Raw genomic sequence first — 18,913 nt, 5'->3', positions numbered from 1 at the left:
CATGAGTACGCACATCGGCGCGAAGCCGGGCGAGATCGCCGAGCGGGTCCTGATGCCGGGTGACCCCCTGCGGGCCAAGTGGATCGCGGAGACCTACCTCGAGGGCGCGACCTGCTACTCGACGGTCCGGGGGATGTTGGGCTTCACCGGGCGCTGGAACGGTGTCGAGGTTTCCGTGCAGGGCTCGGGGATGGGCATGCCGTCCGCCTCGATCTACGCGCACGAGCTGGTCAACGAGTACGGCGTGAAGTCGCTGATCCGGGTCGGCTCGTGCGGCGCCCTGACCGAGGACCTGAAGCTGCGTGACGTGATCGCGGCGATCGGGTCGTCGACCGACTCGAACATGAACCGGATGCGGTTCGACGGGTTGATCGACTACGCCCCGGTGGCCGACTTCGGGCTGCTGCGTACCTCGGTGGAGGTGGCCGAGCAGCGCGGCGTGGCGATGCGGGTGGGGCCGATCCTGGCGGCGGACGCCTTCTACACCGACCGCCCGGACCTCTACGACAGCCTGGCCGAGTACGGCGTGCTGGCGGTGGAGATGGAGTCGGCCGCGCTGTACACGATCGCCGCGCGGTTCAAGGCGCGGGCGTTGACGCTGTTGACGGTCAGCGACCACATCAAGACCGGCGAGAAGACCACCTCGCAGGAGCGTGAGCAGACGTTCAGCCAGATGGTCGAGATCGCGTTGGACACGATCATCGCCTGAGCACCGCGCCGCCGCAGCACAGCCACCGCCGACGCAACCACGGCGGCAGCCGCATCGACCGTCCCGTCACCGCCTCGCGGTGGCGGGACGTGGCGTGCCCGGAGTGGTGACGGCCGTCACCGCCGAAATAAATACGACCGGTCGGTCTTCTTTAGTAGGGTCGTCGCATGACCGTCGACGGCCGGCTCGCCCGGGGTGAGCGCACCCGCACCGCGGTGCTGGACGCCGCCGTCGTCCTGGCCACCGCCAACGGTCTCGACGGCCTCTCCCTCGGGCACCTCGCCGACTCCCTCGGCGTGAGCAAGTCCGGCCTCTTCGCGCACTGGCGCTCCAAGGAGGCGCTGCAACTGGCCACCATCGACCGGGCGGTCGGGCAGTGGCAGGAGCGGATCGTCGCGCCGGCCCTGCGCGCACCCCGGGGCGTACGCCGCATCCTGGCGCTGCACGAGGCGCGGATCGACTTCTACGCCGCGCGGGTGCTGCCCGGCGGCTGTTTCTTCGCCACCACGGAGTTCGAGTTCAACGCCCGGCCCGGAGCGGTCCGGGACCGCCTCGCCGAGGTCTTCGCCGCCTGGACACAGTTCCTGGAGCGGCTCGTGCGGGAGGCCGTCGAGCTGGGCGAACTCCCCGCCGACCTGGACGTCGCGCTGCTCGCGTACGAGATCGACGCGTACGGGATCGCGGCGGCGATGCGCTCCCGGCTGCTCGACCCGGACACCACCTATCGACACGCCCGCCGGGGCGTACTGGCCCGCCTGCGGGCGCTGTGCCCCGATTCCACCCTGCTACCGGAAGGCCCCTGATGACACACGCCCTCGCCGACCAGTCCGCCGTCACGTACGGCCACGTCGGGCAGGCCATGGTGCACTTCGACGACCTCGACGCGCTCGGCCTGCTGCACAACGCCCGGTACGCGTTGCTGCTGGAGCGGGCGCTCACCGCGTACTGGTCGGATCGGGGGGTGGCCTACCGCGCCGGACGGGCCACCACGCCGGACGTGTTCCACGCGGTCCGCGAGTTCAGCATCACCTACCGCGCGCCGGTCACCGGCACCGGCCCGATCGCCGTGCACTTCTGGCTGGAGCACTTCGGCACCAGCAGCGCCGAGTACGCCTTCCGGTTCCACTCCCTCGACGACACCACCACGTACGCCGAGGGCCGGCGGGCGATCGTCCGGTTGGACCCGGCGACCATGCGCCCGACACCGTGGACGGAGGCGGCCCGGGCGGTGGCCGACACGCTGCTCCGGCCGACCTCGGCCTGACGAGCCGGACGGTGCCGCCCGGCGGCGACCGACGACGGCACGACCAGGCCGCGCACCACCGGGCCCGGCGACGCCCGACGGCGTCAGCGGAAGAAGGCGCGCAGCACGGCGGCGTTCTCCGCCTCCAGGACGCCGCCGTAGACCTCGGGGCAGTGGTTGAGTCGGCGGTCCCGCAGCACGTCCCAGAGCGAACCGGCGGCCCCGGTCTTCGGCTCCCACGCGCCGAACACCACGGTCGAGACCCGGGCCAGCACCAGCGCGCCCGCGCACATGGTGCAGGGTTCCAGGGTCACCACCAGCGTGCAGCCGTCCAGCCGCCACCGGCCCCGCCGCTGGGCGGCCCGTCGCAGCGCCAGCACCTCGGCGTGCGCGGTCGGGTCGCCGGTCAGCTCCCGCTCGTTGCGGGCCACCGCCAGCTCGGTGCCGTCCGGACCGTAGAGCACCGCACCAACCGGCACGTCGCCGGTCGGCACGTCGTCGGCCGGGGCTGACGCACCGGCCGAAGCCGGGACGGCCGGACCGGCGTCCGGCCCGGTCACCGCGATCTCCAGCGCCCGACGCATCCAGAGTTCGTGCCGCTGCCGCCGACCGGTGCCGGTCAGGTCGGCGAGTGCCTCGTGCGCTCCCGGCCCCACCCGGCCGACCGCGCCGGGCGTGGGTTGGCCGGGTCGGACCGTCTCCAGTGCCGGGTCCGTCGAATCGACCGGTCCACCGCCGGACCGGACCGGCGCACCCTCGACCGGGTCATACCTCACGCAGTTCCTCGACGTCGTCCACGCAGCCCAGCACCTGGCACACCTCGGCGGTGACGTCGGCCGGCATCATGCCCTCGTGGGCGCAGAGCGCGAGCAGCCGCTGCGCGGGGATGCCCAGGTCGGTGAGAAGGTCCGCCTCGCCGACCGGGTCCGCCTCCGGGTCGACGGCGGGTTGTTCGTTGTCGTCGCTGGTCGCGGCCGGGCGCACCTCCTCGGTGTCGTCCAGGCCGGTGACCGACGTCTTGAGGTCGCCGACCAGCAGGGCACCGAGCCGGGACTCCTCCGCGTACGCCGAGTCGGAACCGAAGACCCGCAGGTCCTCGCCCTCGTCGAGGCGGAGGATGACCAGATAGGTGTCGTCGGCCTCGACGAACAGCAACGACAGGTCCGCGTCGGGGGCGAGGTCGCGGAGCCGCTCGGCCACCTCGTCGACGTCGGCGGTCCCCCGCAGACTCAGCTCGGCGGCCGTCCAGCCGCCCTTTTCGCGCACGACGGCCGCAGCGAAGTACGACACGGTTCCCCCAAGTAGCCTCGGCACAGCACACGCCGACCCGTTACGCGTGCACGTTAGCCGGTCGGGTCGGCAGGCGACCGGTCAACGCCCCGAAGGGCCGGTCATTCCTGGGGAAAGTGACGGGCGCGGGTCAGCCGGTCAGGCGACGGCGGGTGGCGATCAGTTGGCGGAGTCGCTGGGTGCGGGCCCGCTGTGGCCGCTCACGTTCGCGCACCGAGCGGGCGTCCGCCAACTGCGCCAGGAGCTGAAGGCGGCGACGGCTGCGATCCGGATCGAACCGCGGAGTGGTCCAGGCCATACCGGGAGCGTGCCGAGTCCCGGCGGCCGAGTCAAGACGGGTTTCGGTGCCTGCACAACAACGCAGCGCAGTCACCGCCGGTGGCGGCCGTGGCCGCCGTCCGACACCGTGCGGCCGAAGTCGGTGCCCGCCCTACCAGAGCGGCCAGTCGCCGCTGGCCGCCCAGCGGGTGACCACCGCGACGGTGGCGATGCTCCAGCCTCCGGCGGTGACGATCGCGATGCCGGCGGCGGCTCCCCGGTCGCCGAAGCGGACCAGCACCAGGGCGACGAGCCAGGCCACGCCACCGGCGAGCAGCGTCCACCAGGCATACCCGGCGAGGCTGCGTCCGAGCAGGGCGAACAGGCCCAGCCAGGCGAGCGCGCCGACGGCTCCCGACGCGACACCGGCGCCGCTGACCGGGTGCGGCTCGCGATAGGTGGGGCGCGGCGGACGCCCGGACGGGAAGAGGCCCGAGGGGCTGTACGGCATCATCCCTGCCACTCCTCCCACGTGCGGACGTCGTCCTCCCACCGTAGGCGATTCTGTCAGGATGGCCCGATGGTCTCGCTGACGATCGGACGCCGTCGCACGTACGCCGCGCTGCTGCTCGTGCCGGTGCTCGCCGCCGCCGGCTGCGGGACGCCCCCGCCCCCGCGCGTGGCGCCGCCGACCGGCTCGCCCGCGCCGCCGATCACCGGCGAGGCGGCGCCGCCGACCGCCGCGACGCCGGACACCGCGGACCAGCCGGCGGTGACCGCCAGTCCGACCCGCGCCGGGCTCCGGCACGTCTTCCCGGTACGCGCGACGAAGGTGGCCTACCACCCGACCCATTCGGCGTACCCGGGCACCGACATCTTCGCGGACTGCGGCGAACCCGTCGTGGCGGTCACCGACGGCACGATCGGCGAGGTCAGTCGCCGGGACCGGTACGACAGGCAGGGGCCGCAGGGGCCGTACAACGGTGGCCTGTCGGTGTCGGTGCTCGGTGACGACGGCGTGCGCTACTACGGCTCGCACCTGACCGAGATCGCCGACGACATCGCGCCGGGCGTGCGGGTCCGCGCCGGGCAGCAGCTCGGCACGGTGGGCCGGACCGGCAACGCCAACAACGTCTGTCACCTGCACTTCGGCATCTCCCCGCCGTGCCTGGGCGAGGACGGCTGGTGGATCCGCCGGGGCGTGATCTGGCCGGCTCCGTACCTCGACTCGTGGCGCGAGGGTGGCAACCGCGAGCCGGCGGCGAAGGTGGCCGCCTGGCACCGCAGGAACGGCTGCCCGGAGCGCCCACCGGCGCGGTGAGCCGGAGACGTCCCGTCCGGCGTCATCCGCACTTCATCAGTCCGACACATTGACGCAGGTCTTGCCGGTGAACTACCGTCGCGTAACACCAGAGAGAGCGCTCTCTCATGGAATCAACCCCCCAAACGACGACGAAACGCGCCGTCGACCGGCGCCCTGGAGGAAAGATGCGACCTCCCGTCCCACGCCGTACCCGTCACCGGCTGCTGGCCGCCACCGCCGCAGCAGCCCTCGTCCTCGGCGGGCTGGCCGTCACCGCCACCTCCCCCGCGCAGGCCGCGCCCGTCGGCGCCGGCAGCTACACCACCACCCCCGTCGGCCCGCTGCCCAGCGGCTGCGGCGACATGACCACCAACCCGCGCCAGTTCGCCACCGCCGACGCACCGCCGGGCCCGATCCCCACCAACGACTGGTGGTCCTCGCTGCTGTGGAAGCGGCTGAACTGCTCGTTCAGCGAGCCACTGCACGCCCACCCGGCCTCCTACCGGCCGGTCACCGACGGACTCGGCTTCTCCGCCGAGTCGGTGGCCGCCATCAGCGGCACCGCGACCGGCGTCGGCGAGTACAAGTACCCCTACGTCGAGGACATCCGGGTCGGCGTGGCCGGGCTCGCCGCACCGCTCGTCCGGGTCGCCGACTGGACGGACTGGACGGTCACCCCGTACTGGAGCGACGGCACCCGCACCCTGCGTGCCACCATCGGTCACGGCCTGCCGTTCGCGTACTTCCGCACCACCGGCGGCGACGCGGTGATCAACGCGAACGGCGGCGGCTTCACGGTCTTCTCCAACAGCGCCGGCCGGATCAGCTTCAGCGTCCGGGGACACGACTACGTCGCGTACGCGCCGTCCGGGGCCACCTGGACCGTCAGCGGCACCCGGATCAGCTCCAACCTCGCCGGGCGCGGCTACTTCTCGGTCGCCCTGCTGCCCGCCACCGGTGACGCCACGGCCCGCGCCCAGCTCGCCACCACCTACGGCCAGTACGCGCACGCCCACGTCACCGGCACCCGGGTCGGCTACACCTACAACCAGTCGACCAGCCAGGTGGAGACCCGCTACACCTTCACCACCACCCCGCACGAGGGCACCGAGACGCGGACCGTGGTCAGTCTCTACCCGCACCAGTGGAAGTCACTGACCGGAGCCACCCCGATCGCGCCGACCTACCCGTCGGCGCGCGGCCGGATGAAGGTGCTCACCGGTGTCGGCGAGTTCCGCACCTCGATGCGGTTCCACGGCGTACTGCCCGAGCTGCCTGCGGTCGCCACCGGCGCCGGTGCCGACCTGACCACGCTGCGGCAGCACCTCGCGGCGGTCCGGAGCAACCCGATGGACCAGCGCGGCGGCGACACCTACTGGACCGGCAAGGGCCTCGGCCGGGCCGCCCGGATCGCCGAGATCGCCGACCTGGTCGGGGACACCGAGACCCGGACCTCGGCGCTGAACGCCATCCGGTCCACGCTCAACGACTGGCTCACCGCCTCACCCGGCGAGACCGAACGCCTCTTCTACTACGACCAGCGGTGGGGCACCCTGATCGGCTACCCCGCCTCGTACGGCTCGGACCAGGAACTCAACGACCACCACTTCCACTACGGCTACTACATCGCCGCCGCCGCGACGCTGGCCAAGTTCGACCCGTCCTGGGCCCGGCAGGACCAGTACGGCGGCATGATCGACCTGCTGATCCGGGACGCCAACAACTACGACCGGAACGACACCCGCTTCCCGTACCTGCGTGACTTCGACATCTACGCCGGGCACGACTGGGCCTCCGGGCACGGCTCCTTCGCCAGCGGCAACAACCAGGAGTCGTCGTCCGAGGGGATGAACTTCGCCAACGCCCTGATCCAGTGGGGGCAGGCCACCGGCAACACCGCCGTCCGGGACGCCGGCATCTTCATCTACACCACCCAGGCGGCGGCGATCCACGAGTACTGGTTCGACGTCAACGACGAGAACTTCCCGGCCGGGTTCGGGCACTCGAACGTGGGCATGGTCTGGGGCGACGGCGGCGCGTACGCCACCTGGTTCAGCGCCGAGCCGGAGATGATCCAGGGCATCAACCTGCTGCCGATCACCGGTGGCCACCTCTACCTGGGCTACCACCCGAACTACAACTCGATCAAGTACCAGGAGCTGGTCCGCAACAACGGTGGCGAACCCACCGTGTGGCAGGACATCCACTGGCAGTTCCTCGCCCTCGGTGACGCCGACTCGGCGCTGGCGAAACTGCGCGCCAACCCCGGTTACACGCCGGAGGAGGGCGAGAGCCGGGCACACACCTTCCACTGGATCCGCAACCTCGCCGGGCTGGGCCGGGTCGACACCGGCATCACCGCCGACCACCCGCTGGCCGCCGTCTTCAACCGCAACGGGGCCCGCACCTACGTGGCCAGCAACATCTCCGCCACCCCGCTGACCGTACGGTTCTCCGACGGTACGCAACTCACGGTGGCCGCCGGACGCACCGCCACCAGTGGCGCGCACACCTGGACCGGCGGCAACGCCGGTGGGGGCGTACCGCCCGGCCCGACGCCCACCCCGACGCCGACCCCGACGCCCACGCCCACGCCCACGCCGACCCCGACGCCGACGAACCCGCCGGGCTCGGGTCAGCCGACCCGCTACCTGCTCGCCGGTGGCGGACTGGCGGCGGCCGGGACCGCCGGCACCACGACCGTGGCCGGTGCCGGTGGCACCAACCGGGACGGCACGCCGACCAACCCGGCGGTGTTCACCGCGACCGGGCTCAACCTCGACCACACCGGCGGACAGACCGCGTTCGACCTGTTCCTCGACGCGGGCAACGCGGTCGGCAACGGGGTGCAGGTACGCGTCTCGTACGACCTGACCGGCAACGGGAGCTGGGAACGGGTGGAGACGTACCGCTACTTCGCCACCGACCCGGTGCCCGGTTGGGAGACCTACACCCAGGCGGCCGGACTGCACTCCAGCACCGGCAGCCTCGGCAACCTGCGCGGCGGCACGGTCCGGGTGGAGGTCTGGTCCGCGATCGGCAACAACCCCAGCACGCTGGGCGTCGGTAACCGGTCGGTGATACGCCTGCCGTACTCCTGATCCCTGACACCCCGCACTCCGCGCCGCCGGTCACACCCGACCGGCGGCGCGGACGCGTACTTTCACCACATGAGCGAGCGCCAACGAGCGAATCATCGGCTCAGCGCACAGGTGCCTCATGGCGGCACGCAGCGCAGCGGAGTGCCGACATGAGCACCCGTGACGCTGTTGCCGACCTGCGCCGGATCGCGTTCCTGCTGGAGCGGGCCAACGAGGCCACCTATCGGGTCCGGGCCTTCCGGTCGGCGGCGAACGCGCTGGCCGCACTCCCCGCCGCCGAGGTGACCGAGCGGGCCCGCAGCGGCACGCTCACCGAGCTGGCCGGGGTCGGCGACGTCACCGCCCGGTGCGTCACCGAGTCGCTGGCCGGTGAGGAACCGGTCTACCTGCGTCGGTTGGTCGCCACCGAGGGCACCGACCTGGACGCCGAGGCCGCCGCGTTGCGCAGCGCGCTGCGCGGTGACTGCCACACCCACTCGGACTGGTCCGACGGCGGCTCGCCGATCGAGGAGATGGCGCTGGCCGCGGTCGAGCTGGGTCACGAGTACCTGGTGCTGACCGACCACTCGCCCCGGTTGAAGGTGGCCCGGGGACTGACCGCAGATCGGCTGCGCCGCCAGCTCGACCACGTGGCACGGCTCAACGAGGCGCTGCCGGAGGGCTTCCGGATCCTCACCGGCATCGAGGTCGACATCCTCGCCGACGGCTCGCTCGACCAGGACGAGGAGTTGCTGGCCCGGCTGGACGTGGTGGTCGGCTCGGTGCACAGCGGCCTGAACGACGACCGGGCGAAGATGACCCGGCGCATGGTGACCGCCGTCGCCAACCCGCATCTGGACATCCTCGGTCACTGCACCGGGCGGATGGTGTCCTCGCGTCCGGCCGGGGTGACCGGGCCCGGCGACCGGGGGCATCGGGCGCGGACCCGGGCGGAGAGCGACTTCGACGCCGAGGCCGTCTTCGCCGCTTGCGTGGCGCACCGCACCGCAGTGGAGATCAATTCCCGGCCGGAGCGGCAGGACCCGCCGAAGCGGTTGATCCGGCGGGCCGTGGAGGCCGGCTGCCTGTTCGCGATCAACACCGACGCGCACGCCCCGGGACAGCTCGACTGGCAGCGTTTCGGCTGCGAGCGGGCGGCCCGCTGCGGCGTACCCGCTGATCGGGTGGTCAACAGTTGGTCGGCGGAGGACCTGGTCGCCTGGACCCACGGCTGAGCCGGTCGGACACGGCAAGCAGCGCCGTCACCCTGCCGGACGGGTCACGTAGGGTTCGCTGCGTGGGACGAATCGATGACCTCGCGAACCGGTACGTCGCCGACTGGGCGGCGCTGAGTCCGGCCGGCGCGACCATGGTCGGCATCTCCGGGCACGACGACCAGCTCGACGACCTGTCGCCCGACGGGTACGCCGCCCGCGCCGACCTCAGCCGGCGCACCCTGGCCGAACTCGACACCGTCGAGCCGCAGTCGGAGGCCGAACGCACCGCCCAGGAGGCGATGCAGGAGCGGCTCGGCCTGGACCTGGCGCGCTACGACAGCGGCGAGACGAGCAGCGAGGTCAGCGTCATCACCTCGGGGCTGCACGAACTCCGGATGGTCTTCGACCTGATGCCGCACGAGGGCGAGCAGGCGCAGGCCGACATCGCCGCCCGGCTGAACCTCTTCGCGGGCGCGTTGGAGTCGTACAAGACCACGCTGCGCGAGGCGGCCACCGCCGGACACGTCAGCTCCCGGGTGCAGTTGCTCGAGGTGGCCAAGCAGTGCGACACCTGGGTGGACCCGGAGGGCGACAACGTCTTCCACGGGCTCGTCGAGCGGCTGGGTGCCGATGGTGCCCTCGACGCGGAGTTGCGCCGGGGCGCGGCGGCGGCCACTGCGGCGACCGCCGAGTTCGGGCAGTTCCTGCGCGCCGAGCTGGCCCCGCACGGCCGGGAGAAGCAGGCCGCCGGGCGGGACCGCTACGAGCTGGCCTCGCAGTACTTCCTCGGTGCCCGGGTCGACCTGGACGAGACGTACGCCTGGGGGTTCGCCGAGCTGGCCCGCCTGGAGGCCGAGATGCGGACGGTGGCGGCGCAGATCGCCGGGCCGGGTGCCACGATCGACGAGGCGGTGGCCAGGCTGGACGCCGACCCGGCCCGCACGATCCGGGGCAAGGAGGCGTTCCGCGACTGGATGCAGGGGCTGGCCGAGCAGGCGATCGGCGACCTGAACGGCACCCACTTCGACATCCCGGAGCAGGTCCGGCGGATCGAGTGCATGATCGCGCCGACCAGTGACGGCGCGATCTACTACACCGGTCCGAGCGAGGACTTCAGCCGGCCAGGCCGGATGTGGTGGGCGGTGCCGCAGGACCTGACCGAGTTCTCCACCTGGCGGGAGGTGACCACGGTCTACCACGAGGGGGTGCCCGGCCATCACCTCCAGGTGGGGCAGACCGCCGTCCGCGCGGAGCTGCTCAACCGGTGGCAGCGGCTGCTCTGCTGGGTCTCCGGCCACGGCGAGGGCTGGGCACTGTACGCCGAGAACCTGATGGACGAGCTGGGCTACCTGGCGGACCCGGGCGACAAGCTCGGCATGTTGGACGGCCAGGCGTTCCGGGCCGCCCGGGTGATCGTCGACATCGGCATGCACCTCGAACTGGAGATCCCCGCCGACAACCCGTTCGACTTCCACCCGGGCGAGCGCTGGACGCCGCAACTGGGGTGGGAGTTCCTGCGGGCGCACTGCCGGGTGCCGGACGAGATGCTGCGCTTCGAACTCAACCGCTACCTGGGCTGGCCGGGGCAGGCGCCCTCGTACAAGGTGGGCGAACGGATCTGGCTCCAGGCCCGGGAGGACGCCAAGGTCCGCAAGGGCGCCGACTTCGACCTGCGGGAGTTCCACCGGCAGGCGCTCGACCTGGGCGCTCTCGGGCTCGACCCGCTGCGTCGGGCACTCGACCGGCTCTGAGCGACGAACACGGGACGAGGGTCGCCCCCTCGTCCCGTGTCGTTCGGGCGTACCGGGATCAGTTCCGGTCGGAGTCGCGGCGCGCGGAACGCTGCTGCGGCACGGTGGGCTCCTCGGACTTCCAGTTGGTCGACGCCGGCGGGATCTCGTCGGACAACGGGCCGCTCTGCCGCTCGTCGTCGCGGACCGCCGGCTGGTCGACCCGGGTCGGCGCCGCGTTCGCGGCGTGCCGGCCGGTCGCGCCGCTGCGGGTCCGGTCACGGGAGACCAGCAGTCCGACCAGGATCATCGCCACACCGAGTACGGCGAGCCCGAGGGGCGCGTACACACCGAGGAGGGTGAGCTGGCCCCGGCTCTCCTTGGCCCGGTCCACCGAGGCCGCCACGGTCTCGTCGTTGTAGGCGAAGTCGGCGTCGAGCAGCGTCACCTGGGTGCCCGTGTTCGGCACCAGCACCTTCTTCTGCTGCTCGCGCACCTTCAGGTAGGAGCCGGTCACCGGGTCGACCCAGACCGTGCGAGTGTTGCTGTAGACGACGTCGCCGGAGGTCGCGCCGGGGGCGAGCGCACCGAGCAGCAGCCCGACGCGGTCCGCCGGCAGTGGCAGCTTCTCGTCGGTGATGACCTGCTCGTACCGGTACGCCTCAAGCCCGTTGACGTCCTCGGTGCCGGTGAACTCGGCCACCCGGGTCTGCCGCAGGTCCCGGTCGAAGACCTCGTAGTCGGTCCGTGCGGAGTCGAACGGGAACTTGTAGATCTGCCCGGCGTACGGGACCTTCTCCTGGGTGCCGCTGTCGTCGAGGTAGCCCTCGCTCCACTCGACGGCGGCACCGGAGACCCGGTCCAACGCCAGCTCGGCGCCGTACGCGCTGACCAGTTCCTTGGTGTCGGTCCGGTCGACGGTCTGGCCGACTCGCCAGATCACCGTGTCACCGGCCAGGTCACCGCTGAGCGCCGCCGTCTTGTCCCGCTCGGGGGTGACCAGGATGGTCGACTTGAGGTCGGCCTGGTTGATGGCCGCCGTGCCGTTGGTGATCTGCAGGAAGGTGGCGTTCTTGGCCTCGGCGACCGACGTCGAGGAGTCCAGGTCGTAGGGCAGCTTGGTCATCGCGGGTTTGACGACGAACACCAGCCCGGCGGCGAGCGCCAGGAGCAGTACGCCGCCGCCGAACAGCACAGCACCCACGGCGCGGTGCTTCATGTTTCCTCCCCGAGGAGCGAATTTTCGTCGGCATCGATTAGTGTGGCCGCGAGGTTACTACCAAGTCACATAGCAACGCGACCCCCGGTCAGTCCCGATTTCGCCACCTCGTCGGGTCGTCTGCCGGTGGACCGCCGCAGGACGAGGACGAAGTTCCACGCCACCACCTCGCGGACGCCCGGCACCCGGATCACCCACCGTGCCCACCAGGGGTGGTAGCGGGGCAACGCGTCCACCACCTCGACGTCGCCGTTACCGCGCGCCCATCGCAGGGTGTCCGAGATGGAGACCGGGAACAGCGTCTCCTGGAAGCGGTTCTTCGGTGGTCGTCCGTGCCGTCGCTCGTACCGGCGACGCGCCCGGTGCCCGCCCAACCAGTGCCACGGCGCGGTCTCGTGCCCACCCCACGGCGACAACCAGGGCGTGTACGACACGAAGAGCAGCCCGCCCGGTCTGGTCACCCGCACCATCTCGTCGAGCATCGACGGGGGATCGGCGACGTGTTCCACCACGTTGGACGAGAACGCCACGTCCACGCTGCCGGTCCGCACCGGCAGCGCCGTGCCGCTGCCCCGCAGCATTCCCGACACCGTCTCGCCACCGGCCGAGAAGTCACCCACGTCCGGGTCCAACCCGACGTACCACGCCCCGGCGGCCCGGAAGCCGTTCGCGAAGTACCCCGGTCCGCCGCCCACGTCGAGCACCGTCCGCCCGGCCAGGTCGGTGTAGCCGGAGACCTGGCGTACCGAGTCGGCGGCCAGCAGTCCGTAGAAACGGTCGGGATCGGTCTGCTCGACCAGGAAGGCCCGGAACAACGTCACCGAGCGCCGTAGGGTCGCGAACCGGCGCATCGCCGCCCGCCGCGTACGGTCGTCCACCGCAGTCACCGTGCCACCGTCCCGTTCTCGCCCTCGCCGCCGACGTCGGTCACGTCGGACGGCACCGCCGGCGTGTCCGGCGTCGCATCGTCCGGTGCGGGTGGTGCGGTCCGGACACCGGGGACCGGCACCACTGCGGCGACCACCGCGCCGATCGCGACCAGCATCGCCCCCTGCACCCACGTGCCGTAGGCCCAGTCCTGCCCGTGGCCCTGCAACCGGCCGGTCACCGCGACCGCCGTGGCCACGGTCAACCCACCGAGTACCACCAGCGGTAGGGCACGCGGGACCAGTTGGCGGAGCACCATCGCGGCCAGCACGATGGCCACCGGAAGCACCCCGCCCAGCACGACGAGCAGCGCCAGCAGCAGCACGCCGATCGCCCAGCCGGACGCCTCGGTGGGTACGCCGTCCGGCAGGTCGAGCCGACGGCGTACCGGCCACCCGGCAAGGACCAGCACCCCGGCCGCCGTCAGCGCCCCCGCGCCCAGACCGGCGCGGTACGGCTGGTCGGGCGCGAAGACGAGCCGGACCTCGCCGCCGACGCCGGCCGGCACCACCCAGGCCTGTTGCCAGCCGTCGACGCGGGTGGCGGTCAGCCGCTCACCGTCCAGCGTGGCCGTCCAGCCGGAGTTCGCGTTCTCCGGCACCACCAGCAGCGCCTGCTCGCCCGCCGCGACCCGGACCGTGCGGTCGGTCGGTGCCCAGTCGAGCACCTCGACCTCCCGGTGCCGGGGCGGGGCGGTCACGTCGCCGTCCGGCCGCAGCGTCGCGTCCTGCACGACGAATCCGGCCGACGGCGAGGTCACCAGCCGGTGGCCGCCTGCGGGCAGGTCCAGCACCGCACCGTCCTCGCCGCAGATCCGCACCGGCACCGGCCGCCCGGCCCGTACGTCGGCCAGGCTGGCGGTCACCGAGGTGCGGTAGCGGAAGCCGTCCATCTCGACGGTCGGCCCGTCGCCGCAGTCCTCGACCACCCGGGCGTCCGCAGCGACCGGCGTACGCAGGTCCGCCAGTGCCGGGATCTCCACCTCCCCGATACCGGCGGTGGCGGGCCAGCCGTTGACGCGCTCGTCCGCGACCCGGAGTTCGGTCTCCAGCACCACGATCTCGATCCGGTCGGTGCGGACCGCCGGGAAGCGGACCACCCCGTCGGCATCGACCGGCACCGTGATCTCCCGCTCCGGGGTGCGGATCTCGACGCGTCGCGGCAGCGAGCCCACCGGCAGGTCGGCGGGGCGCAGCCGCACCTCGTCGATCCGGCGCTGCCCCGCCCAACCCAACCGCAGGGTGGGGCGCAGGTCGTCGGTCCCGGCGAGCCAGGCCGTGCCCGGGTCACCGTCGACCGCCGCGTACGCCGCCACCGCCGGGTCGCCGCCGAGTTGCGACGAGGAGGTGGCGGTCAGCGGACTGTCCGGCATCGTCCACGCACCGCCCGGCCGGGCGACGGCCCGCAACTGGATCCGGTACGTGCCCGCCGTCGGGTTCCGGAACACCCGGTCCAGGCCCGACGGCTCCTCACCGGCTCGGGCCAGGAACCGGTCACAGCGGATCACGGTGTCGCCCGCCACCGGATCCGCGCCACCGGCCGGGCTCGGATGGCACGCGGGCCGATGGGTCGTACCCCGGCTGAACGCCCACCCGACCGGCGTCGACGTCGTGTCCGGCAGGTCGGTCGGCGCACGCAGACCACGTCGCGGCTCGGTGTCCGGGATGGTCATCTCCCGGATGCCCACCCCACCGTCGAGTCGACCGTCGGCCACCTGCAACACCGTCACCCGGACCCGGCTGGTCGAACCGGGCAGCGTGTAGTACGAGTGGGCGCCCAGGGTGCGGGCCACCTCGTGGTCCACCGAGCCCCGGTCGGTGGTGAGCCGGAACCGCGTCACCGGCCAGCCCACCGCGAGGTCGCTGACGAACGCCAGGCGCACTCCGTCCACCGGACGCGGCGTGTCCAGGTCCACCTGGAGCCACTGGCCGACCGGGCCGCCCAGCGGTGCCGAGTGCCAGGCGGTGCCGGGGTCACCGTCCAGGGCCGCGAACGGCAGGCGCGAGGGGTCGGCAGGGCCGAAGGAGTCCGCGAAACTCACCGCCGAGGAGGCACTGACCTCACGTACGCCCTGGTAGATGGCGGTCGTCTGGTGTCGCTCGGCGGTGAAGGGCAGCAGGTCGAGGGCGACCCGCCCGAGCCGCCCCTCCTCGTCGGCGGCCAACGTCTGGGAGAGGTTGTCCCGGACCCGGCCGATGTCCCGCTCGCGACGCCGCAACCCGTCCGTGACGATCCAGGAGTCACCGACGGCGTCGGGATACCGCTCCCGGTCACCGGCGAGCACCACCGGCCGGTCCCGTTCCACCACCCGCTGTTCCAGCAGGGGCAGCAGCGATTCGGGGCCTCCGCTGACCGTGGGCACGTCGGCGGTGAGCACCGCCGAGGCGGCCGGGACCGGCCGCTGCACCTCGTACACCTCGATCGCCGGCAGGATGCCGGTCGGGTCGTCGACCGGGCTGCTCCAGGTGCGGGCCAGGACGTCGGCGGTGCCGAAGGCGGCGACCCGGACGATGCCCGGCGACTCGGTCAGGGCCCGGCGCAGCACCGCCACCGGTGGCGCGTCGACCTGGGGGCGGTCGATGTCGTTGCGCAGCAGCAGGTGCCGGAAACCGGAGCGGGCGAGCAGATCGGCCAGCCCGGCCGAGCCTCGACCGCTGGCCAGGGCCTCCTCGACGGTGTCCATCATCCGGGTGTTGCCCGCCGAACCGAGTGGGACCTGGTGGCGTACCGCCCACGGCGCCCCGGCCAACGCCTGCAACGGCTCATCGACCGTACGTCCCCACTGGTACTGCCCGAAGCTGGTGCCCGGCACCACCAGCGTCCGGGCCGTCGCGTCGCGGTCGGCGAGCCAGGTCGCCGCCGTACGCCAGTGCGGTGGCAGGTCGGACCAGCCGGGACCGGGCCGCAGCAGGCCCAGCCAGGCGGGCGCGGCGGCCCCGAGCACGAGCAGCAGCACCGGGACGAAGACCAGCGGCCGGAGCCGGAGCCCGGGCCGACGCCGGGCCAGCGCGTGGTGCAGTCGGGTGGCCACCGCGGCGACCCCGTGCGCGAATCCGAGCATCAGCGGCAGCCGCAACACCGGGTCGAGTTTGTGGACGTTCCGGAACGGTGCCAGCGGACCGTCCAGCAGGCCGCGCACCTGCTCGGAGATCGGGCTGTCGAGCGCGCCGACGTAGCCGACGGTGAGCAGGGTCAGCCCGGCCAGGAAGCCGGCCACCAGGAACCGCCGCTCGGGCAGCAGGTTGCCGGCCAACCCGGCCAGGCCGATCAGCGCCATCACCGCGGTGAGCGTCATCAGCACGGGATGGTCGATCAGCAACCATCCGGCGGGCCACCAGGGCTCGCCCTGCACGATGTACGCCACCCACTGGTTGGTGCCGCGCACCGCCTGGAACAGCGAGGCGACCGCCGTGGTCGTGGTGGACGACTCGATGTGGTCGAGGAAGGGGAGGCTGTACTGGCCGAGCAGCAGCAGCGGCACGATCCACCACAGGCAGACCCCGAGCACGCCGACGCACCACCAGCCGACCAGGCGTCGGTGTGCGGCGTCGAAGCGGCGGGTGAGCAGCCACATCCCGGGCAGCAGCAGCGCCAGCAGCACCACCGCCGCGTTGATCCCGCCCATCCCGAGCACCGCCAACGCGGAGAGCGCGGCGGCCCGTCGTGGCGAGCCGATCCGGCGCACGGTGACCAGCGGCAGCAGCACCCAGGGCAGCATCGAGGCGGCGAGCGTCTCCGAGGAGAGCGCCCCGACCTCGGTCAGGATGCGCGGGGCGAGCGCGTAGCCGAGTGCCGCCGCGTACCGGGTCGGTTCGCTGCCGATCTGCAACGCGCGGGCCAGTCGCAGCAGTCCGTAGAACGCGGCGACGAGCAGCAGCGCCGTCCACAGCCGTTGGGTGATCCACGGTGGCACCGACAGCAGTTGCCCGACGGCGAAGAACGGCCCCATCGGGAAGAGGTAGCCGTACGCCTGGTTCTGTAGTTCCCCCGAGGTTGCCTCCGGATTCCACAGGTGCAGCGCGCGGGCCATGAAGTGGATCGGATCGGCGGCGAGGTCGAGCTTGGTGTCGAAGGTGACCTGACCGGGCCGCTGCACGAAGGCGATCACGGTGAGCAGCAGCACCGACAGCGCGGTGCCGGGCGAGCGGCGCAGCACCGACAGCGTCCGGCTCACCTGCGGCACTCCGGTGGCTGGCAGCCCAGGTCGGCCAGGGCGGAGAAGAAGATGCGGCGGATCCCGCCGGGCTGCCTGGTCACGAACACCCGTCCGCCGGTGACCTCCGCGATCGCCGTCAGCTCCGCGGGGTCGACGTCCTCGCCGAGTCCGATGAAGATGATCGGTAGCGGCTGACGCGGTTCCTGCAACCGCTTCAACTCGGTGCGGAGTTCCGCCCTGCTGATGCTGTCGCCGTCCTCGTTACGACCGTCGGTCATCACCAGCACCAGGTTGATCCGACCGGGCGTCCAGTTGCGGCGGGCGTCCCGGTACGCGGCCAGTGTGCTGTCGTACAGTCCGGTGCCGCCCTGCGGCTCGACCCGGACGGCGGCCAACCGCTCCGCGAGCAGCCGCCGCTGCGGACCCAGCGGGCCGACCGGCAGGATCTCCCGGTAGTCCCGGTCGCCGTCGAGCTTCGTGGAGAAGGTCCAGATGCCCAGCTCGCTGTTGTCGAGCAGCAGCCCGGCCCCCTCCTCGGCAGCCCGGACGGTCGCCTCCAGCCGGCTGCCCTCACCGGGCACCTGCGCGGCCATCGAGCCGGAGACGTCCAGCAGGGTGAGGATCCGGCCACTGCGCTGCACGCCGCTCCAGCCGGTCAGCACCTCGGTGACCAGTTCCTCGGCGGGCAGTGGGACCGGTCGCCGCTCCTCCCCCAGCAGTCGCCCGTCGTCCGGCACCGTCGGCGGGAAACCTGCCGCGGTGCGGAACCCGTAACCGGTGAACACCTGCTGTGCCGCCGGGGTGAGCAGTCCGGTGAGGAAGCCCGCGGCGGCGTCCCGTGCCCGTCCCCGGGTGGCGGGCAGCACCACGTACGGCAGGTCGAGCCAGGGAACGGCGACCTCCGGGTACGCCCCGACCAGCTTGTCGGTCGCGGCCAACGCGTTGTGCTCGCGTAGGGCCCGCTCGCTGACCACCACCGCGTCGACTCCACCGGGCAGCCGTCGGCCCGGGGCGAGCGAGCCGTCCGGCGACTCCGGGATGAACGTACGCTTCGCGAGGGCACGCAGGGTGGCCGTCGTGGTCGCGGCCGAGTCGCCGTTCTCGTCGGCCAGCTCCCGTACGCCGAGCAGGGCGGCGGACCCGGCCGGGTCGACCGCCGGGTCCGGCACCCCCACCTGGACCTCCCGTGCGGTGGATCCGACCAACGCCGCCCAGGTCGGCCGCTTGTCCGGCCAACCCGCGCGGCGGGCGAGCCGGTCGTGGACCGCGAGCACCACCGGGGTACTCGCGATGGAGGTGCCCTGCCCGGCGACCTCGAACGCGCCCGCCGCCCGTGCCCGGCGCAGCCAGAAGGTCGACTCGGGCACCCAGACCTCGGCCACCTCCGCGCCGTCGGCGAGGTCGCGGGCGACGACGGCCGACTCCGAGGTGCGCACCTCGACGGAGACGCACGGCTGGCTGCCCGCTCGCACCCGCGCGACCCGGTCGAGCGCGGGAGCGATCAGCGGCGCGGCCACCACGCGCAGCCGGACCTGTTCGACGCAGGTCGGTGTGCCCCGGTCGGCACGCACGTAGGCCACCACCGCCCAACCGGTCAGCACCACCGCCAGTGCGGCGCTGAGCAGCACCACCGGCGAGCGGCGGAACGGGGCCCGCGTCGGCGCGGGACGGTCGGCCACCACCGCGGCCTCACCTCCTCGTCAGCCCTGCGCCCACCCTTCGACGCAGGTCACAACGCCACCACGAGCGAAGGACTCGGCGATCGCGGGCGGTTGCGCTGC

15 protein-coding genes are annotated in these 18,913 nt (G+C 72.6%); 7 read left to right on the top strand and 8 right to left on the bottom strand.

Annotated elements, in window-relative coordinates; genetic code table 11:
- Position 1 precedes the first annotated feature (1 nt).
- The 3 genes from deoD (at position 2) to ACIBMZ_RS00105 (ending at position 1,973) form a co-directional block, all read left to right on the top strand.
- The gene (gene deoD, locus ACIBMZ_RS00115; RefSeq protein WP_396689626.1) at positions 2 to 709 is read left to right on the top strand and encodes a purine-nucleoside phosphorylase; all 708 of its coding nucleotides are present in this window, start codon (positions 2 to 4) and stop codon (positions 707 to 709) included.
- A gap of 167 nt (positions 710 to 876) precedes the next feature.
- On the top strand, positions 877 to 1,512 hold the full coding sequence (locus ACIBMZ_RS00110; protein WP_396689624.1) for a TetR/AcrR family transcriptional regulator: 636 nt from the start codon (positions 877 to 879) through the stop codon (positions 1,510 to 1,512).
- A complete protein-coding gene (locus ACIBMZ_RS00105; RefSeq protein ID WP_396689622.1) occupies positions 1,512 to 1,973 on the top strand; it encodes an acyl-CoA thioesterase in 462 nt (153 codons plus the stop codon). The genes ACIBMZ_RS00110 and ACIBMZ_RS00105 overlap by 1 nt, the downstream gene beginning before the upstream one ends.
- A gap of 83 nt (positions 1,974 to 2,056) precedes the next feature.
- On the opposite strand, the gene ACIBMZ_RS00100 is transcribed toward ACIBMZ_RS00105, so the two are convergent.
- The 4 genes from ACIBMZ_RS00100 to ACIBMZ_RS00085 form a co-directional block, all read right to left on the bottom strand.
- On the bottom strand, positions 2,057 to 2,536 hold the full coding sequence (locus ACIBMZ_RS00100; protein ID WP_396690925.1) for a nucleoside deaminase: 480 nt from the start codon (positions 2,534 to 2,536) through the stop codon (positions 2,057 to 2,059).
- A 181-nt stretch (positions 2,537 to 2,717) separates the two neighbouring features.
- A complete protein-coding gene (locus ACIBMZ_RS00095; protein WP_396689620.1) occupies positions 2,718 to 3,242 on the bottom strand; it encodes a tRNA adenosine deaminase-associated protein in 525 nt (174 codons plus the stop codon).
- Between the two features lie 130 nt (positions 3,243 to 3,372).
- A complete protein-coding gene (locus ACIBMZ_RS00090; protein ID WP_396689618.1) occupies positions 3,373 to 3,540 on the bottom strand; it encodes a hypothetical protein in 168 nt (55 codons plus the stop codon).
- 132 nt (positions 3,541 to 3,672) lie between these two features.
- Complete coding sequence (locus ACIBMZ_RS00085) at positions 3,673 to 4,014, bottom strand: hypothetical protein (protein ID WP_396689617.1); 342 nt, start codon at positions 4,012 to 4,014, stop codon at positions 3,673 to 3,675.
- A 66-nt stretch (positions 4,015 to 4,080) separates the two neighbouring features.
- On the opposite strand from ACIBMZ_RS00085, the gene ACIBMZ_RS00080 reads away from it, so the two are divergent.
- The 4 genes from ACIBMZ_RS00080 to ACIBMZ_RS00065 all read left to right on the top strand — a co-directional run bounded on the left by ACIBMZ_RS00080 (position 4,081) and on the right by ACIBMZ_RS00065 (position 10,851).
- Positions 4,081 to 4,821, top strand: coding sequence for a M23 family metallopeptidase (locus ACIBMZ_RS00080; protein WP_396689615.1), 741 nt, complete (start codon positions 4,081 to 4,083; stop codon positions 4,819 to 4,821).
- Between the two features lie 167 nt (positions 4,822 to 4,988).
- Entirely contained in the window at positions 4,989 to 7,904 is a 2,916-nt protein-coding gene (locus ACIBMZ_RS00075) for a glycosyl hydrolase (RefSeq protein WP_396689613.1), read from the top strand.
- Positions 7,905 to 8,053: 149 nt separating this feature from the next.
- Entirely contained in the window at positions 8,054 to 9,118 is a 1,065-nt protein-coding gene (locus ACIBMZ_RS00070; protein ID WP_396689611.1) for a PHP domain-containing protein, read from the top strand.
- A 62-nt stretch (positions 9,119 to 9,180) separates the two neighbouring features.
- Entirely contained in the window at positions 9,181 to 10,851 is a 1,671-nt protein-coding gene (locus ACIBMZ_RS00065; RefSeq protein WP_396689609.1) for a DUF885 domain-containing protein, read from the top strand.
- A 58-nt stretch (positions 10,852 to 10,909) separates the two neighbouring features.
- Here the strand turns inward: ACIBMZ_RS00065 and ACIBMZ_RS00060 are convergent, their stop codons facing one another.
- From ACIBMZ_RS00060 to ACIBMZ_RS00045, 4 genes are all read right to left on the bottom strand, one after another.
- On the bottom strand, positions 10,910 to 12,049 hold the full coding sequence (locus tag ACIBMZ_RS00060; RefSeq protein ID WP_396689608.1) for a DUF3068 domain-containing protein: 1,140 nt from the start codon (positions 12,047 to 12,049) through the stop codon (positions 10,910 to 10,912).
- 65 nt (positions 12,050 to 12,114) lie between these two features.
- On the bottom strand, positions 12,115 to 12,927 hold the full coding sequence (locus ACIBMZ_RS00055) for a class I SAM-dependent methyltransferase (protein WP_396689606.1): 813 nt from the start codon (positions 12,925 to 12,927) through the stop codon (positions 12,115 to 12,117).
- A gap of 5 nt (positions 12,928 to 12,932) precedes the next feature.
- On the bottom strand, positions 12,933 to 17,150 hold the full coding sequence (locus ACIBMZ_RS00050; RefSeq protein ID WP_396689604.1) for an alpha-(1->3)-arabinofuranosyltransferase: 4,218 nt from the start codon (positions 17,148 to 17,150) through the stop codon (positions 12,933 to 12,935).
- Positions 17,147 to 18,814, bottom strand: coding sequence for a substrate-binding and VWA domain-containing protein (locus tag ACIBMZ_RS00045; RefSeq protein ID WP_396689602.1), 1,668 nt, complete (start codon positions 18,812 to 18,814; stop codon positions 17,147 to 17,149). The genes ACIBMZ_RS00050 and ACIBMZ_RS00045 overlap by 4 nt, the downstream gene beginning before the upstream one ends.
- Positions 18,815 to 18,913: the final 99 nt, after the last annotated feature.

Source organism: Micromonospora sp. NPDC049900, from assembly GCF_044461025.1.
GTDB lineage: Bacteria > Actinomycetota > Actinomycetes > Mycobacteriales > Micromonosporaceae > Micromonospora.
Note: the sequence above shows the minus strand (reverse complement) of the source record. Positions and strands in the feature narration are given on the sequence as shown.

Coding starts and splice junctions, on each gene's coding strand:
- deoD (WP_396689626.1), top strand. CDS start 2: ATGAGTACGCACATCGGCGCGAAGCCGGGCGAGATCGCCGAGCGGGTC.
- ACIBMZ_RS00110 (WP_396689624.1), top strand. CDS start 877: ATGACCGTCGACGGCCGGCTCGCCCGGGGTGAGCGCACCCGCACCGCG.
- ACIBMZ_RS00105 (WP_396689622.1), top strand. CDS start 1,512: ATGACACACGCCCTCGCCGACCAGTCCGCCGTCACGTACGGCCACGTC.
- ACIBMZ_RS00100 (WP_396690925.1), bottom strand. CDS start 2,536: ATGCGTCGGGCGCTGGAGATCGCGGTGACCGGGCCGGACGCCGGTCCG.
- ACIBMZ_RS00090 (WP_396689618.1), bottom strand. CDS start 3,540: ATGGCCTGGACCACTCCGCGGTTCGATCCGGATCGCAGCCGTCGCCGC.
- ACIBMZ_RS00085 (WP_396689617.1), bottom strand. CDS start 4,014: ATGATGCCGTACAGCCCCTCGGGCCTCTTCCCGTCCGGGCGTCCGCCG.
- ACIBMZ_RS00080 (WP_396689615.1), top strand. CDS start 4,081: ATGGTCTCGCTGACGATCGGACGCCGTCGCACGTACGCCGCGCTGCTG.
- ACIBMZ_RS00075 (WP_396689613.1), top strand. CDS start 4,989: ATGCGACCTCCCGTCCCACGCCGTACCCGTCACCGGCTGCTGGCCGCC.
- ACIBMZ_RS00070 (WP_396689611.1), top strand. CDS start 8,054: ATGAGCACCCGTGACGCTGTTGCCGACCTGCGCCGGATCGCGTTCCTG.
- ACIBMZ_RS00060 (WP_396689608.1), bottom strand. CDS start 12,049: ATGAAGCACCGCGCCGTGGGTGCTGTGCTGTTCGGCGGCGGCGTACTG.